This is a genomic window from Rhizobium sp. GR12 (assembly GCF_036596185.1).
Lineage (GTDB): Bacteria > Pseudomonadota > Alphaproteobacteria > Rhizobiales > Rhizobiaceae > Agrobacterium > Agrobacterium nepotum.
In genome coordinates, this window is the sequence record NZ_JASXTH010000006.1 from 1 (window position 1) to 15,565 (window position 15,565).

The window sequence follows — 15,565 nt, forward strand, 5'->3', positions numbered from 1 at the left end:
TGATCCACAAGGGCCGTGGAGGCCTCCTTTATGTGGCGACTGGTCCTGTTCAGTGAAACATGCAATAGGAACGGACAAGAGTTTCAGAAGACTTGGGGTGTCCGATGCCCCCTATAAAGCCTAGAATTGGAGAACCCGTGCGCATTCTCGATGAAGCCGTCATTCCCGAGCTGCCGAATTATTACCGTGGCAAAGTGCGGGAAAACTACGATCTGCCCGACGGCAACCGTATTATCATATCCACCGATCGCCTCAGTGCATTCGACCGCATCCTTACCTGCGTTCCTTATAAGGGACAGGTATTGACCCAGACGGCGCGCTACTGGTTCGAGCAGACGAAGGACATCTGCCCCAACCATGTGGTCAGCTACCCCGATCCGAATGTCGTCATCGGCAAGAGGCTTGAAATATTGCCGGTAGAGGTGGTGGTTCGCGGATATCTGGCCGGCACTACCGGCACATCCATCCTGACCCTCTATAAGAAGGGTCAGAGACAGATGTACGGCATGAGCCTGCCGGACGGGATGAAGGACAACCAGATCCTGCCCGAAGCCATCATCACGCCAACGAGCAAGGCCTTCGATGGCGGCCACGACGAGCCGCTGACGCCCGCCGAGATCGTCGAGAAGAAACTTCTGACGCAGGAGCAATGGGACACGCTATCCCGCTACGCGCTGGCACTGTTCAGGCGCGGGCAGGAGATTGCCGCAAAGCAGGGCCTCATTCTCGTCGATACGAAATATGAATTCGGGACGGATGAAAACGGCACGATCATTCTGGCCGACGAAATCCACACGCCTGACAGCAGCCGTTACTGGATGGCTGAAACCTATGAAGAGAGCTTCCGCAACGGCGCACGGCCGGCGAGCTTCGACAAGGATTTCGTGAGGGCCTGGGTTGCCGAACGCTGCGACCCCTATAAGGACGAGGTTCCCGAAATTCCGCAGGAACTCGTATTGCAGACGTCCAAGGTGTATATTGATGCATACGAACGCATCACCGGACAAAGCTTCGTTCCCGACGATAGCGGCGAGACGCCGCTCGCAAGAGTACGCCGGAATCTGGAGCAGTTTTTCCCCGGAGTCTGACCTTGAGCAAAACGATCGAACAGGTGAGAAAGAACGACCTTCCCGTCAAGCGCCGGCCTCGCCGTTCCGCCGAAGAGACGCGGCGGGATATTCTCGCCAAAGCCGAAGAGCTTTTTCGGGAGCGCGGGTTCAATGCCGTGGCGATTGCCGATATCGCTGCTGCGCTCGGCATGTCGCCGGCCAACGTCTTCAAGAACTTCAACTCGAAGAACGCGCTCGTCGATGCCATCGGATTCGAGCAGATCGGTGCATTCCAGCGGGAAATCCACCCGCTCGACAAAAGCCATGCACCGCTTTCAAGGTTGCGCCATCTCGCCCGCACCCTGATGGAGCAGCACCATCAGAACCTCAACGACAATCCTTATATATTCGAGATGATCCTGATGACGGCCAAGCAGGACATGAAGTGCGGCGACTACTACAAATTCGTCATCGCGAACCTGTTGGCCGAGATTATTCGCGACGGTGTGGATGAGGGTGTCTACGCCGCCGCCGACATTCCCGTTCTGGCCGAAAACGTGCTCCACGCCCTGACCAGCGTCATCCATCCCGTCCTCATCGCCCGGGAAGATATCGGCAATTTGGCAACACGTTGCGATCAACTGGTCGATTTAATCGAAGCGGGATTGCGCAACCCACTTGCTAAGTGACGATTCTCAACTTACGTCACCTTCTCGCAATTGCTTGCGAAGCGTGAAAGCCTGCGCTTCTATGCGAATGGCGGTCCGAACAGATTGAGCGAAGAAGGTCCCCATTTGGACTTTCGCCTGTCGTCTGTTTCCCGGACGCGCATCCGCCGAGCGATATTGCGCTTATAGTTGAATGCGACCGATACGCAGGGAAGAACAATGAGCCGACGTATTTTACCCCTATTTGCTTCTCTGTGCATGACCGCAGTTCTCGCGGGATGCAGCGATGGCGGCGAGAGCAGCCAGACCGCCGGCCAGAGTGCCGAGCGCCCGCCGTCTCCGGTCAGCATCATTCTGATGAAGACCAGCGAATATCCCCTGACCACCGTTCTTCCCGGCCGCGCCAGCGCGTTCCAGACAGCGGAAATCCGACCGCGCGTCACCGGCATCATCCGCGAAATCCCCTTCAAGGAAGGTAGCGAGGTCAAGCAGGGCGACGTTCTCTACCAGATAGAAGACAACACCTATCTGGCGGAAGTGGCGCAGGCCAAGGCAAGCGTGGCAAAGGCCGAAGCAAGCGTTCCGAGCGCCCAGGCGAACCTTGCCCGTTACCAGCGACTGGTCAACAGCGGCGCAACGCAGATCGAATATGAAAACGCAAAGGTGACGTTGCTTCAGGCCGAAGCCGATGTGGCCCAGACCAAAGCCGCGCTGGAAACGGCTGAAATCAACCTCGATCTCACCAAGGTCCGCGCGCCTTTCGACGGCATCGCCAGCGCAACCGCGTTCAGCATCGGCAACGTGGTGACAGCAAACCAGACGACGGCTTTGACGACGCTGCGCCGTATCGATCCGATCTACATCGATCTGATGGAATCCAGCATCAATCTCCTGCGTCTCAAAAAGGCGATCTCCTCCGGCCAGCTCGGTGGCGACACCAAGGAAACCGGCATTCACCTGACGCTGGAAGACGGCACCGAATACAAGCACGACGGCAAGATCGACATGTCCGACATGGCGGTGAGCGAAACCACGGGCACCTTCTCCATCCGCGCCCTCTTCGACAATCCGGACGACCTGCTGCTTCCCGGCACCTATGTTCGCGCCACACTGACCATCGGCAAGGAAATGGGGTTCCGCATACCGCAGCGCGCGGCGAGCCGGAACGCCAATGGCGAACTGACCGCAAAGTTCGTCTCCGCGGAAAACAAGGTGGAAACACGCACCTTCGCGTCCAGCCAGCAGTCGGGCAACGCCTGGCTGGTGACGGAAAACGTCAAGGATGGCGACAAGCTCATCGTCGACGGCTTCCAGTGGATTGCCGACGGCGCGACGGTCGCGCCAGTGGAAGTGACCATCGACGATCGCGGTATCGTCGTTCTGCCGCAGCAAGCTCCGCCTGCCGCCGCCCCCTCGAAATAAACATGAGCACCAAACCCTTGGTTGAAGCTCGTAAAAGGTAAGGCAGGACTGCCATGGCCCATTTCTTCATCAGGCGCCCCGTTTTTGCATGGGTTATCGCCATCGTCATCATGCTGGGCGGCGCCTTGGCAATCGTGACGCTCTCCATCTCGCAATATCCCGATATTGCGCCGACGACGGTTCGTGTCAGCGCGACCTATAACGGCGCCAGCGCCGAAACGGTCGAAAAATCGGTGACGACCATCATCGAGGACGGTATGACCGGCCTTGACGACCTGACCTATATGACGTCGTCATCCTCGACCGGCAGCGCCGAAGTAACGCTGACCTTCGGCAACAGCATCCTGCCTGATATCGCGCAGGTTCAGGTGCAGAACAAGCTGCAGCTCGTCCAGTCGCAATTGCCCGATACCGTGCAGCAGCGGGGCATCCAGGTCAGCCGTTCGACATCGAGCATTCTGATGGTGGGCGCGCTGATCTCGACCGATGGCAAGCGCAATTCGGCCGACCTCGGCGACGTGTTTTCCTCGCGTGTCGAAGACCAGATCAAACGCCTCGAAGGCGTAGGCAGCATCAACGTCTTCGGTTCCGAATATGCGATGCGCATCTGGCTGGATCCGTTCAAGCTCAACAAATACCAGCTGACCACGGCCGACGTCACCGGCGCCATCGAAAGCCAGAACACCCAGGTTTCGGTCGGCGCCCTCGGCGCAGTACCCGCCGTCAAGGGTCAGCAGCTGAACGTGACGGTGACGGCTCAGAGCCAGCTCACCACTGTTGCCGATTTCGAATCGGTCATTTTGAGAGTCGAGAAGGACGGCGCAACCGTTCGTCTGAGCGACGTGGCGCGCATCGAAATCGGCCAGGAAACCTATGGCGGCGATTCCCGTTCGAACGGCCGTCCCTCGGCCGGTTTTGCGGTCAACCTCGCCACGGGCGCCAATGCGCTCGATACCGCAGCGCGCGTAAAGTCGGCGCTTACCGCCGTCGAAGGCTCGCTGCCCGAAGGCGTCTCGATCGAATATCCCTACGACACGACGCCCTTCGTACAGCTGTCGATCGAGAAAGTCGTACACACGCTGATCGAAGCGATTATCCTCGTCTTCGTCGTTCTGCTGGTGTTCCTGCAGAATCTCAGAGCCACCTTCATTCCGATGATCGCCGTGCCCGTCGTGCTTCTCGGCACGTTCGGCATCCTCGCACTGACAGGATATTCAATTAATACGCTCACCATGTTCGCCATGGTTCTGGCAATCGGCCTTCTTGTCGACGACGCCATCGTCGTCGTCGAAAACGTCGAGCGCATCATGTCGGAAGAGGGTCTGTCGCCGGTCGAGGCAACCGAAAAGTCGATGGGTGAAATCACCGGCGCGATCATCGGCATCGCGCTCGTGTTGACGGCCGTGTTCATTCCGATGGCCTTCTTCGGCGGATCGACCGGCATCATCTATCGCCAGTTCTCGATCACCATCGTTTCGGCCATGCTGCTTTCGGCAGTGGTCGCCATCGTTCTGACACCGGCGCTTTGCGCCACGATGCTGAAGCCCATCGACCATACCAAAAAGCAGCGCGGTCCGGGTGCCTGGTTCAACCGCGGCTTCAGCAACACAACGAACGGCTATGTTTCCTCCATCGGCTACCTGCTGAAGCGGCCCCTGCGCGTGACGATCCTTTTCCTGATCGTCGTCGGCGGCTGCGCCTGGTTCTTTACCAAACTGCCAAGCTCGTTCCTGCCGCAGGAAGACCAGGGCGTGCTTCTGACTATCATTCAGACGCCGACGGGTTCGAATATCGAACGGACCAACGAGGTGGTGAAACAGGTCGAGAACTACTTCCGTGAAAAGGAAGCCGCCAATGTCGAATCGGTTTTCGGCGTGCTTGGCTTCAGCTTCAGCGGTTCCGGCCAGAACAACGCGATCGTCTTCACCAAGCTCAAGGACTTCACCGAGAGAACCGCACCCGATCAGCATGCCGGCGCCATCGTGCAGCGTGCGATGGGTACGTTCTTCGGTTTTCGCGATGCACAGGTGTTTCCGCTTCTGCCGCCTGCAATTCAGGGCATGGGCACATCGAGCGGTTTCTCGATGTATCTCGTGGATAGCGGCCGTAACGGCACCGAGTCACTGACTGCCACCTCCAAGGAACTGATCGCGCTTGCCACGAGCAATCCGAAGATCAGCTCGCTCAGAAGCGACAGCCAGGACAACGAAACGCAGATGAAGATCATTCTCGATCAGGAAAAGATGGGGGCCATGGGCGTCGATCTATCCTCCGTGAACCTGATGTTGTCGACGATCTTTGCCGGACGTGATGTCAATGACTTCACCCTGAACGGCGAACTCAAGCCGGTCTACGTCCAGGGTGATGCGCCCTACCGCATGCAGCCGGACGACCTGAAATATTGGTATGCCCGCAATACCAGCGGCGAGATGGTACCTTTCTCCTCCTTCAGCGAGGTGAAATGGATCAACGCGCCGCCGTCACTGGCACGCTACAACGGCACAGGCGCAATCTCGCTTGAAGGCACCGCCGGCGCAGGCGTGGCTTCCGGCGAAGCTATGGACGAGATGGAACGCCTGACGGCAAGCATGCCGGGCGGTTACACTGTGGCATGGCAGGGCATCTCCTATCAGGAACGCCTTTCCGGCTCGCAGGCGCCGATGCTGTACGCGCTGTCGGTTCTCATCGTGTTCCTTTGCCTGGCTGCCCTTTATGAAAGCTGGTCGATCCCGTTCTCGGTCATTCTGGCCGTCCCGGTGGGTGTCCTCGGCGCATTGACTGCGGCCCATCTCTTCGGCCAGACGAACGACGTCTACTTCAAGGTGGGATTGCTGACGACCATCGGCCTTGCCGCGAAAAACGCGATCCTGATCGTCGAATTCGCCAAGGAGAGGCAGGAGCACGGGTTAAGTCTGGTGGAAGCGGCACTGGAGGCGGCGAAGCTGCGCCTGCGCCCGATCATCATGACCTCGCTCGCCTTCATCCTCGGCGTCGTACCTCTCGCGATAGCAACCGGGGCGGGTTCCGCCGCGCAAAATGCAATCGGTATCGGGGTGCTGGGTGGTATGCTTTCTGCAACACTGCTCGGAATTTTCTTCGTTCCGTCCTTTTTCGTCATCATTCGTCGCCTTTCAAGGCGTTAACAAAACAAAAATGGGCTGTGCCTACCGTTAATACGCTGCTAGAAATGTTGCCGATTTGGTAAATGCACGTTTCTACGGCATATCGACCGCGCAGCCCATTTGTCAGTAAGCCGCGCTCGGTAAGCCAACTAGAGAATTGGGAAAATTACATGCTGTCTATTCGCGCTACTCTTCCCCTGACAATGCTGCTGCTCTCGGGCTGCGTTGTCGGACCCGACCACAAGACGCCGGAAGTTCAATTGCCGGGAAAGTTCGCGGAAGCCGGAAAAACCAGTAATGGCGACATGAGCACCGTCGCATGGTGGACAGCCTTTAACGACAGCCGCCTGAACGGTTACGTTTCCACCGGTCTGACCCAGAACCTGACGGTGATGCAGGCGATCGAGCGCATCAATCAGGCCGAGGCCCAGGTTGTTTCGGCCGGTGCAGGCTCCCTGCCGAGCCTGACGGCCAGCGGCAGCCACACGACAAGCGAAACCAAGGGCAGCTATCGTGACGTTCCGGTCACCAACGCGTCTTCCGGCAGCCTCAGCGTTTCCTGGCTGCTCGATCTCTTTGGTCGTTACCGCCGAGCCACGGAAAGCGCCAACGCATCGCTCGATGCCGCTTACTCCACCGTCGATGTCCAGCGCCTGACGCTGATTTCTTCGGTAGCCGCAGCCTATATCGACGTGCGTTATTATCAGGAGCGTCTGGCGATTGCCCGCCAGAACCTCAGCTCCCGCCGCGAAACGCTGGATCTGACCAAGCTGCAGCTTGAAGCAGGTGCGGCCTCGCGTCTCGATGTCGTTCAGTCCGAAGGTCTGGTCAATTCGACGCTGTCCGACATACCCGGCCTCGAAACCAACTTCCGCAAGGCGGCGCATCGCATTGCAACGCTGCTTGGCATGCCGGCTTCGTCGCTCATTGCCGAACTGCAGAAGGGCGCGCGCCAGCCTGTCGCCCGCAGCATTCCGCGCACCGGTATTCCGGCCGACCTCGTTCGCAACCGCCCGGACATCCGTGTCGCCGAGCGTGAACTTGCAGCAGCCGTTGCAAAGATCGGCGTTGCCGAAGCTCAGCTTTATCCGAGCATCGAGCTTGGCGGTGCGATCACGCCTAGCTACAACTTCGTCAGCGGCGGCGGCAGGGGCTCGGCAAACGGCTGGTCCTTCGGTCCGAGCCTCGTTCTTCCCATCCTCGATGGCGGCAGCATCCGCGCCAATATCGATCTTGCCAACTCCCAGGCGCGTGAAGAATATCTCGTCTGGAAGCAGACGGTTCTGACAGCCGTGGAAGAAGTCGAAAACGCTCTGGCCGCCGTCAATCGCGACCAGCGCACGGCCGACGCCTTGCGCAGGACCGTGGCATCCTATCAGGAAGCCCTGCAGCTTTCGACCGCCAGCTATCGCGACGGCGCGTCCTCGCTGCTCGACGTTCTCGATGCGCAGCGCCAGGTGTCCACCGCACAGGCAAACCTTGCACAGGCCGTGCAGCAGACGGCGCAGGACTATGTCTCCCTGAACGTCGCTCTCGGTGGCGGTTATGCCGTTGGCCAGACCACTGTTCCGAAGAAGCCGGCAGGCCCGGTCCGGACCGCTGCAAAGAGCATGTAAGCCACAAGACAAATGAAAAAGCCCGCGTCTCGACGCGGGCTTTTTATTGTTACAGGCACAAAAAAAGCACCGGTCATCCGGTGCTTTTTGTTTAACCAGCCATCAGGCTCAGTTCTTGGCGCGCTCGACGTAGGAATTGTCTTCCGTCGCGATGACCACGCGGACGCCAGCGTCAACATGCGGCGGCACCATGGTACGGATGCCGTTGGAGAGAATTGCCGGCTTGTAGGAAGAAGAAGCCGTCTGACCCTTCACAACCGGTTCCGTTTCCACGATTTCCAGCGTCACGTGGCGCGGCAGTTCGACAGCCAGCGGATTGCCTTCGTGAATGGAAAGAACGCAGGTCATGCCTTCCTGGAGGTAGGCTTTCTGATCGCCCATCGTATCGACATCGACCACAACCTGATCGTAGTTTGCCGGGTTCATGAAATGGAAGCCTTCGCCGTCCTGATAGAGGAACTGGAAGTTCAGGTCTTCGACGAAAGCGCGCTCGACCTGCTCGGTGGTGCGCCAGCGCTCGGAAACCTTCGTGCCGTCAACGATGCGGCGCATATCCACCTGCGTGACCGGCGTGCCCTTGCCCGGGTGAAAGTTCTGCGCGGTAAGAACGACGTAAAGCTTGCCGTCCACGTCGAGAACATTGCCCTTGCGGACGGATGAGGCGATAACCTTGACCATATGACTTCCTTGTAACTCGATGAAATGCGTCGTAAAGGACTGCGCGGCAGCACCGGCCCCGGCAGACGTTTTGTCTTTTTTCTGGGGCGCAACTACCTTAAATCCACGCGAATTGCCAGCCTTCTACAGCAATTCGCGGAAGAGTGCCTAGCGGTTTTCCGCCCGGAATTGCTTTAAATGATGCGATCAGGCGTTTTGCGGGCCGTTTATCCGCGAGAAGCGCCGCAGGTGAGACGGAAAAGAAAAGAGAGATGGGCTCAAGCAACGAGACAATGTCGCCATGGTGGACGCCCGATGTCCATGCCGACCGCCGCCCTTTCCTGCTTGGACGCAATGCGATCCAGTCGGCGTTCCGCGGACATTTTGCGCGCGCCGATTTTCTAGAAGTCGACACCGCCACGTTACAGGTTTCTCCCGGTAACGAGGCACATCTGCACGCCTTCGCCACGCAGGGCCTGACGCCGGCCGGCGACGCCGCCCCGCTCTATCTCCACACCTCACCCGAATTCGCCTGCAAGAAGCTGCTCGCGGCCGGTGAAGAACGCATTTTCTGTTTCGCCCATGTTTACAGAAACCGGGAAAGAGGCCCGCTGCATCACCCGGAATTCACCATGCTGGAATGGTATCGGGTCGGTGAGACCTACGAGACCCTGATGAAGGACAGCGCCGATCTTCTGGCGCTCGCCGCTGAAACGGCCAAGACGAAGAACTTCACCTATCGCGGCCGCAGCGTTGATCCGTTCCTGGAGCCGGAACGCCTGAGCGTCGCGGAAGCCTTCGAGCGTTATGCGGGAATTGACCTTCTGGCGAGCATCGGCCGAAACGGTGAAACGGACGAGCGGCATCTCGCCGCCAGCCTCACCAATGCCGGCATCCGCGTGGCCGATGACGACACCTGGGCAGATATGTTCAGCCGCGTCATCGTGGAGCGGGTGGAACCCGAACTCGGCTTCGGCCGCGCAACCATTCTCGACGAATATCCGACCAGCGAAGCGGCCCTTGCCCGCAAGTCGCCGCGAGATGCGCGGGTGGCGGAACGTTTTGAGCTTTATGCCTGCGGCGTGGAACTTGCCAATGCCTTCGGCGAGTTGACCGACGCCGCCGAGCAGAGACGACGTTTCGAAATGGAGATGGCCGAGAAGCAGCGGGTTTACGGCGAGACCTATCCGCTGGATGAGGATTTTCTGGCGGCACTGGCGATCATGCCTTCGGCAAGCGGCATAGCGCTCGGCTTCGACCGGCTGGTGATGCTGGCAACCGGCGCTCCTCGCATTGATCTCGTCATGTGGGCGCCCGTCGCGGAATATGGCCGATGACAAGGCTTGAAACCATCAAGACACCCGAAGCGCTTCTCGAGGCAGGTCTGATCGAGGCCGAGGCGCTCGAGGAGCTGCGCGCAGTCACGCAACGTTATGCGCTCGCCATCACCCCAGCAGTTGCCGGCCTGATGGACAACCGCGATCCGCAGGACCCCATCGCCCGGCAATTCGTGCCGGACCCGGCAGAACTCGTCCATCTCCCTGAAGAGCGGGACGATCCGATTGGCGATGACGCCCACAGTCCCGTGCACGGCATCGTTCACCGTTATCCGGACCGGGTTCTTTTGAAGGCGGTGCATGTCTGCCCGGTTTATTGCCGTTTCTGTTTCCGCCGCGAAATGGTCGGGCCGCAGGGCAACGGCATGATGAGCCCGGAAGAGCTGGACGCCGCATTCGATTATATAAAAGCCAACCCGGCCATCTGGGAGGTCATCCTCACCGGCGGCGATCCGCTGGTGCTCTCGGCGCGGCGACTGTCCGACCTGATGAAGCGGCTGCAAGACATACCGCACGTCAAGATCGTTCGCTTCCACACCCGCGTGCCGGTCGTCGACCCCGATCGTATCGACGGACCGCTGATCGAGGCGCTGAAGGCCAGCGGCAAGACTACCTATGTCGCCCTGCACGCAAATCACGCCCGGGAACTGAGCGAAGAAGCCAGAAGCGCCTGTGCGCGATTGATCGACGCCGGTATCGCCATGGTCAGCCAGACCGTGCTTTTGAAGGGTATCAATGACGATCCGGCAATTCTCGCCGAGTTGATGCGCGCCTTTGTCGAGAACCGTATCAAGCCCTATTACCTGCACCATCCCGATCTTGCGCCTGGAACAAGCCATTTCCGGCTGACGATTGAAGAAGGGCAGCGAATCGTCTCCGCCTTGCGGGGACATGTCTCCGGTCTTTGCCAGCCGAACTATGTCCTCGACATACCGGGCGGTCACGGCAAGGCCATGATCGGCAGAAATGCGGCCGAAAAAACCCGTGATGGCTGTTACTCCGTCTCCGACTTCAACGGAAACGATCATATTTACCCGCCGCCAGCATCTGACGACGATTAAAAGAAGCGTAAAAAGCCTGATGCGTCGGGCTTTTCGAGGCGGCCTCGCACAAAAACAAAAATTTCACATTTCCGCCCCTCTCCTGTCATCATACAGAAAAATATTCTACCTATAACAATCAGCATTGATTTTAGTGGTGGTCTGGATTATCAGTGTGGAACTGGAGAGCGATTCTCCTGATTCTGGGCCAACACCAATACAGGGAGTGTGTCATGTCAAAATATATTCGCATCAACGCAACCCTAGGTCTTGAGTCCTGGAATGCTGGATTTAAATCCATGTGTTCCCGCTGCTGTCGAATGTGACCTGACGGTCTCAATTTTCTGAAAATCAGTTCGACAATATGCTGTGTTAATTAGCCACAGCGGGAGTATATCTATGCAAAAGCAAGTTATTGAATTCGCTGGCGAACCCGTCGGCATCGTCATACCGGACAACGACCGGCTGAAGTTCATCGCGGTGAAGTTCCACGTTCACGATCTGGACGAACAGAAGTTCGACAGCGCCGATGATGTGCGGATTGCAATTCGCGATCTCGTGCGCAACCGGAACCTGGCCGCGGCCTGATGCGGGAAACCCATCACCCGCTCACAGACCCGTCAAAACCAAAGCGCGCCGAATATTGCAACCCGAACACCGGGTCGATGGCGCGCTTTTCTCTTGCCTGACAATCCTTCCAGCGGATGACATAAGTCATCCATGACGCAAGACGCGCTGAGCTGAAAAAGCGCCTCCGAAGCACCCTCCCCAACCACCAAATAAGACGTCTCGATTGGCCGGATGCGCGGTCGAAGGCTCGAAATGTGCGTCAGAACGCGGTGAAGGTCAGCGTCGTCAGCGAGCGGACGATGCCCGGAATGTTGACGATGTTCTGGTTGATGAACTTGCCGATATCCTCTTCCTGCGGAAGATAGATTTTCAGCATCAGATCATATTCGCCGCTGGTGGAATAAAGCTCCGAAACCAGTTCGGTTTTGTAGATGGCGTCGGCGACATCGTAGGTCTTGCCGGGCTCGCATTGAAGCTGAACAAAAATGGGCTTCATGGACATCTCCCGTATTGGAACTTGCGGTGTGTGGCGCTGCGCCACACGTCATGGCGCACTATTGGCTGAGCCGTGCCGGTCTTGCAAGACCGGCCACCGGTTTACGCCGAAAAGTCTCATCCGTTACCACCTGTCCGAATAGCGGCCTGAGAAACGATCCAGCTTCGGAAACTTTCAAGCGGAGCATAACCGGCACGATCAGGCATGCAGGCGAGATAATAGGCCTCTTCGCTCTCCACCTCCCCCGTGACCGCCGCCACAAGCCGACCGCTTCGCAACTCCTCCTCGATCATGAAGGATGGAATGAGCGATGCCCCTACCCCGGCGCTCGCCGCCTCGGCAATCGTCGTGAACTGATCGAAAAGCATGCCGTGTACGTTGTCGAAACGCACATCATGGCTGCGAAACCATTGTTCCCAGGCATCCGGCCGGGTCGTCATATGCAGCAGCGGCACATGCAGCAAATCGCCCGGCTGCGAAAGTCCGTACCGCTCCTTGAAAGCCGGGTTGCACACCGGAACGACTTTTTCATGCATCAGAAACACAAGCTCGGTTCCGGGCCAATGCGGCAATCCGAAATGGATCGCCGCATCGACGGTATCGGTGCGGAAATCAAACAGCGACGAACGGGTCAGAAGATTGACCGAAATGCCCGGATGTCGGGCGATGAAATCGGGAAGGCGCGGCACAAGCCAGCGCGCACCGAAGCTTGGCAGAACACCGAGATTGAGCGTGCCACCATCGGGATTGGCGCGCAGATTGAGCGACGCCGTCGATATGCGCCGCAACGCCTCACGGATTTCCCGCGCATAGCCCTCTCCAGCCCGGGTCAGCCGGATCGTCTGCCGCTCGCGCAGAAACAGTGCCACACCAAGCTGCTCTTCAAGCGCAAGTATCTGTCGGCTGACAGCCCCCTGCGTCAGCCCCAGTTCTTTTGCAGCGGCTGTCACGCTGCCCGCGCGCGAGGCGGCTTCGAAAGCCGCAAGCAGAGACAGCGAAGGTAAAAAACGGCGAGGCGGAAGAACCATATTCCCTCACGGAATGAACTCTTGACGATATGTCGATATTCAACAGGCACGGCCGCTTGTAAAGTCTCATAAACAAGGGCTTGTCACTCATACGAAAAACAAATGAACTCGCCCGGAACATGGTGGAACGATGTATAACGACCCCCGCTCGCACGGCCTCTGGGAAAAGACCGCGCCGCAGCTGCCTGCAACGCCGGCGCTGGAGGGTGCTGCGGTCGCCGATGTGGTGATTGTCGGCGGCGGTTTTACCGGACAATCCGCCGCCCTTCATCTTGCCGAAAAGGGCGTGGACGTCGTTCTTCTCGAAGCAAAGGAGATCGGCTTCGGCGGCGCAGGCCGCAATGTCGGTCTCATCAATGGCGGCATGTGGGTCATGCCGAAGGAGCTGCCCGGCGTGCTGGGTGAGACTTACGGTGAACGGCTTCTCGACCTTCTGGGCGACGCGCCGCTTCTCGTGCGTGAGCTGGTCGAAAAACACGAAATCCCCTGCGAGATCGAAAAAAACGGCACGCTGCATTGCGCCGTCGGTGAAAAGGGCCTCGCCGAAATTCGCGAACGCTGCGAACAATGGGCTGCGCGGCGCGCGCCCGTCCGCGTTCTCGATGCCGACGAAACGGCAAGACGCATCGGCAGCACCGGCTATTCCGGCGCGCTTTTCGACACGCGCGCCGGCACACTCCAGCCGCTTGCCTATGTTCGCGGTCTGGCCGCCACCGCGCAAAAGGCGGGCGCGCGTTTGCACACCGCAAGCCCTGTCGTGGCGACCGAACGCGTCGGCGGAAAATGGGTGGTCAAGACGCCGCAGGGATCAGTGACCGCCAACTGGATCGTCGTCGCCACGGAAGCCTACAGCACCGGGCCATGGCAAATTGTCCGCGATGAGCAGACCTACCTGCCCTATTTCAACTTCGCCACCAGACCGCTCAGCGACAACCTGCAAAAGAGCATTCTGCCGGGCCGCGAAGGCTGTTGGGATACGAAAGAAATCCTATCGTCGTTCCGCATGGACAAGGCAGGCCGGCTGGTCTTCGGCAGTGTCGGCGCCTTGCGCGGTCCGGGTGCCGCCATTCACCGGGCCTGGGCGAAACGGTCGCTGAGGCGGCTTTTCCCGCAACTCGGCGAAACGGAATTCGAATGTGAATGGTACGGCCAGATCGGCATGACCGACAATGCCGTGCCGCGTTTCCATAAATTCGCAGAAAATGTCGTCGGTTTTTCAGGCTATAACGGCCGAGGCATCGCGCCCGGCACGGCCTTCGGCAAGGTGATTGCGCACCATATTCTCGGCGATATCGCTGAAAACGAGTTGCCTCTGCCCCTGACGGAACCAAAAGCCCAGGCCTTCCGTGCAGTGAAGGAAGCCTATTATGAGGCGGGCGCGCAGATTGCGCATTTCGCCGGTGAACGCTTCTGATCAGAAACGCAGAAACTACCATCGAAGACGCTTAAGTTAGTGGTGTGGACGGAAAAGCTCCCTCCGTCATACCGGGCTCGACCCGGCATCCAGCCATGGCGCGTCTGCGCCATGAAAAGAGTCTCACGCGATCAGGACTTGGTCGCGCTGGACCCCGGATCTAGTCCGGGGTGACGGAACCTGAATTCAGCGGCTTCGCACAAGTTGATCCGCCCATAGGCCTCTGCTTTTTCCAAGCACATCGATATATTCTTGAAAATATAATGATTGCTCTATAGGCATCGATATATTCATCAGAATATCTCGAACCGGGGGACACACCATGAGACTCTTGCGTCGCACCTTCTTCAAAACCATCGCCGCGGCTACATCCTTCTGGGTGGCGGCGTCCCTCGCGGCCGTTCCCGCCCATGCCGCCGAAAAAATCACGATCTTTGCCGCCGCGAGCATGAAAAACGCGCTTGATGCCATCAATGCCGAATGGGCAAAGGAAAGCGGCAATGATGCAACCGTGTCCTACGCCGCAAGCTCCGCCCTCGCCAAACAGATCGAGCAGGGTGCGCCGGCGGATATCTTCATTTCCGCCGACCTCGCCTGGATGGACTATGTTGCCGACAAGAAACTGATCGAGGCTGAAAGCCGCTCCAATCTGCTCGGCAACCGCATCGTTCTCGTCGCCCCGGCCGACAAGGCGAAACCGGTCGACATTAAAAAGGGCTTCGATCTTGCCGGGCTGGTGGGCGACGGTCGCCTCGCCATGGGCGCGGTCGATTCCGTTCCCGCCGGCAAATACGGCAAGGCGGCGCTGGAGAAATTGGGCATCTGGCCCTCCGTAGAGAAGAAAGTCGCCGGCGCGGAAAGCGTGCGCGCCGCCCTGCTGCTCGTATCGCGCGGCGAAGCACCCTATGGCATCGTCTATCAGACCGACGCCGCTGCCGATCCCGGCGTCAAGATCGTCGGCACCTTCCCGGAAGACAGCCATCCGCCGATCATCTATCCGGTCGCCATTCTCTCCGAGGCGAAATCGCCGGCGGCAAAATCCTATCTGGACTTTCTGAAGTCCGAAAAGGCGGCCCCCTTCTTTGAAAAGCAAGGCTTTACCGTTTTGAAATAAACTGCGCATCGCGGGCCTCCGATCTGGGGCCG

General features: G+C 58.7%; 13 protein-coding genes. 10 read left to right on the plus strand and 3 right to left on the minus strand.

The window, feature by feature from the left end:
* Window positions 1-137 precede the first annotated feature (137 nt).
* The 5 genes from QSK43_RS11675 (at window position 138) to QSK43_RS11695 (ending at window position 7,877) form a co-directional block, all read left to right on the plus strand.
* On the plus strand, window positions 138-1,088 hold the full coding sequence (locus QSK43_RS11675) for a phosphoribosylaminoimidazolesuccinocarboxamide synthase (RefSeq protein WP_332303578.1): 951 nt from the start codon (window positions 138-140) through the stop codon (window positions 1,086-1,088).
* Between the two features lie 2 nt (window positions 1,089-1,090).
* Window positions 1,091-1,738 (plus strand): TetR/AcrR family transcriptional regulator, encoded by a 648-nt coding sequence (locus tag QSK43_RS11680; RefSeq protein ID WP_332303579.1) that lies wholly within the window; start codon window positions 1,091-1,093, stop codon window positions 1,736-1,738.
* 198 nt (window positions 1,739-1,936) lie between these two features.
* On the plus strand, window positions 1,937-3,139 hold the full coding sequence (locus QSK43_RS11685; protein WP_332303580.1) for an efflux RND transporter periplasmic adaptor subunit: 1,203 nt from the start codon (window positions 1,937-1,939) through the stop codon (window positions 3,137-3,139).
* A gap of 53 nt (window positions 3,140-3,192) precedes the next feature.
* Window positions 3,193-6,282 (plus strand): efflux RND transporter permease subunit, encoded by a 3,090-nt coding sequence (locus QSK43_RS11690; protein ID WP_045019805.1) that lies wholly within the window; start codon window positions 3,193-3,195, stop codon window positions 6,280-6,282.
* A 149-nt stretch (window positions 6,283-6,431) separates the two neighbouring features.
* On the plus strand, window positions 6,432-7,877 hold the full coding sequence (locus QSK43_RS11695) for an efflux transporter outer membrane subunit (RefSeq protein ID WP_332303581.1): 1,446 nt from the start codon (window positions 6,432-6,434) through the stop codon (window positions 7,875-7,877).
* A gap of 108 nt (window positions 7,878-7,985) precedes the next feature.
* Here the strand turns inward: QSK43_RS11695 and efp are convergent, their stop codons facing one another.
* A complete protein-coding gene (gene efp / locus QSK43_RS11700) occupies window positions 7,986-8,555 on the minus strand; it encodes an elongation factor P (RefSeq protein WP_045019803.1) in 570 nt (189 codons plus the stop codon).
* A 251-nt stretch (window positions 8,556-8,806) separates the two neighbouring features.
* On the opposite strand from efp, the gene epmA reads away from it, so the two are divergent.
* The 3 genes from epmA to QSK43_RS11715 all read left to right on the plus strand — a co-directional run bounded on the left by epmA (window position 8,807) and on the right by QSK43_RS11715 (window position 11,499).
* Window positions 8,807-9,871, plus strand: a complete 1,065-nt coding sequence (gene epmA, locus QSK43_RS11705; protein ID WP_332303582.1) for an EF-P lysine aminoacylase EpmA — start codon at window positions 8,807-8,809, stop codon at window positions 9,869-9,871.
* A complete protein-coding gene (locus tag QSK43_RS11710) occupies window positions 9,868-10,932 on the plus strand; it encodes a lysine-2,3-aminomutase-like protein (protein WP_332303583.1) in 1,065 nt (354 codons plus the stop codon). Before epmA ends, QSK43_RS11710 begins: the two co-directional genes overlap by 4 nt.
* A 378-nt stretch (window positions 10,933-11,310) precedes the next feature.
* Window positions 11,311-11,499, plus strand: coding sequence for a hypothetical protein (locus QSK43_RS11715; RefSeq protein ID WP_045019798.1), 189 nt, complete (start codon window positions 11,311-11,313; stop codon window positions 11,497-11,499).
* Between the two features lie 241 nt (window positions 11,500-11,740).
* Here QSK43_RS11715 and QSK43_RS11720 read toward each other — a convergent pair whose 3' ends face one another.
* Both QSK43_RS11720 and QSK43_RS11725 read right to left on the minus strand, forming a co-directional pair.
* On the minus strand, window positions 11,741-11,977 hold the full coding sequence (locus QSK43_RS11720; protein ID WP_003516842.1) for an Lrp/AsnC ligand binding domain-containing protein: 237 nt from the start codon (window positions 11,975-11,977) through the stop codon (window positions 11,741-11,743).
* Window positions 11,978-12,093: 116 nt separating this feature from the next.
* Window positions 12,094-13,005, minus strand: a complete 912-nt coding sequence (locus tag QSK43_RS11725; RefSeq protein ID WP_332303584.1) for a LysR family transcriptional regulator — start codon at window positions 13,003-13,005, stop codon at window positions 12,094-12,096.
* Between the two features lie 130 nt (window positions 13,006-13,135).
* Here QSK43_RS11725 and QSK43_RS11730 point away from each other — a divergent pair, with 130 nt between their 5' ends.
* Complete coding sequence (locus QSK43_RS11730; protein ID WP_332303585.1) at window positions 13,136-14,419, plus strand: NAD(P)/FAD-dependent oxidoreductase; 1,284 nt, start codon at window positions 13,136-13,138, stop codon at window positions 14,417-14,419.
* A 322-nt stretch (window positions 14,420-14,741) separates the two neighbouring features.
* Window positions 14,742-15,533 carry a molybdate ABC transporter substrate-binding protein gene (gene modA, locus QSK43_RS11735; protein WP_332303586.1) on the plus strand — a complete coding sequence of 264 codons (792 nt, stop codon included), beginning with the start codon at window positions 14,742-14,744 and terminating at the stop codon, window positions 15,531-15,533.
* Window positions 15,534-15,565: the final 32 nt, after the last annotated feature.

What these genes read in the sequence shown, in the direction of transcription:
- epmA (WP_332303582.1), top strand. Translation starts at nt 8,807, where the DNA reads ATGGGCTCAAGCAACGAGACAATGTCGCCATGGTGGACGCCCGATGTC.
- QSK43_RS11690 (WP_045019805.1), top strand. Translation starts at nt 3,193, where the DNA reads ATGGCCCATTTCTTCATCAGGCGCCCCGTTTTTGCATGGGTTATCGCC.
- efp (WP_045019803.1), bottom strand. Translation starts at nt 8,555, where the DNA reads ATGGTCAAGGTTATCGCCTCATCCGTCCGCAAGGGCAATGTTCTCGAC.
- QSK43_RS11685 (WP_332303580.1), top strand. Translation starts at nt 1,937, where the DNA reads ATGAGCCGACGTATTTTACCCCTATTTGCTTCTCTGTGCATGACCGCA.
- QSK43_RS11725 (WP_332303584.1), bottom strand. Translation starts at nt 13,005, where the DNA reads ATGGTTCTTCCGCCTCGCCGTTTTTTACCTTCGCTGTCTCTGCTTGCG.
- modA (WP_332303586.1), top strand. Translation starts at nt 14,742, where the DNA reads ATGAGACTCTTGCGTCGCACCTTCTTCAAAACCATCGCCGCGGCTACA.
- QSK43_RS11715 (WP_045019798.1), top strand. Translation starts at nt 11,311, where the DNA reads ATGCAAAAGCAAGTTATTGAATTCGCTGGCGAACCCGTCGGCATCGTC.
- QSK43_RS11720 (WP_003516842.1), bottom strand. Translation starts at nt 11,977, where the DNA reads ATGAAGCCCATTTTTGTTCAGCTTCAATGCGAGCCCGGCAAGACCTAC.
- QSK43_RS11695 (WP_332303581.1), top strand. Translation starts at nt 6,432, where the DNA reads ATGCTGTCTATTCGCGCTACTCTTCCCCTGACAATGCTGCTGCTCTCG.
- QSK43_RS11710 (WP_332303583.1), top strand. Translation starts at nt 9,868, where the DNA reads ATGACAAGGCTTGAAACCATCAAGACACCCGAAGCGCTTCTCGAGGCA.
- QSK43_RS11730 (WP_332303585.1), top strand. Translation starts at nt 13,136, where the DNA reads ATGTATAACGACCCCCGCTCGCACGGCCTCTGGGAAAAGACCGCGCCG.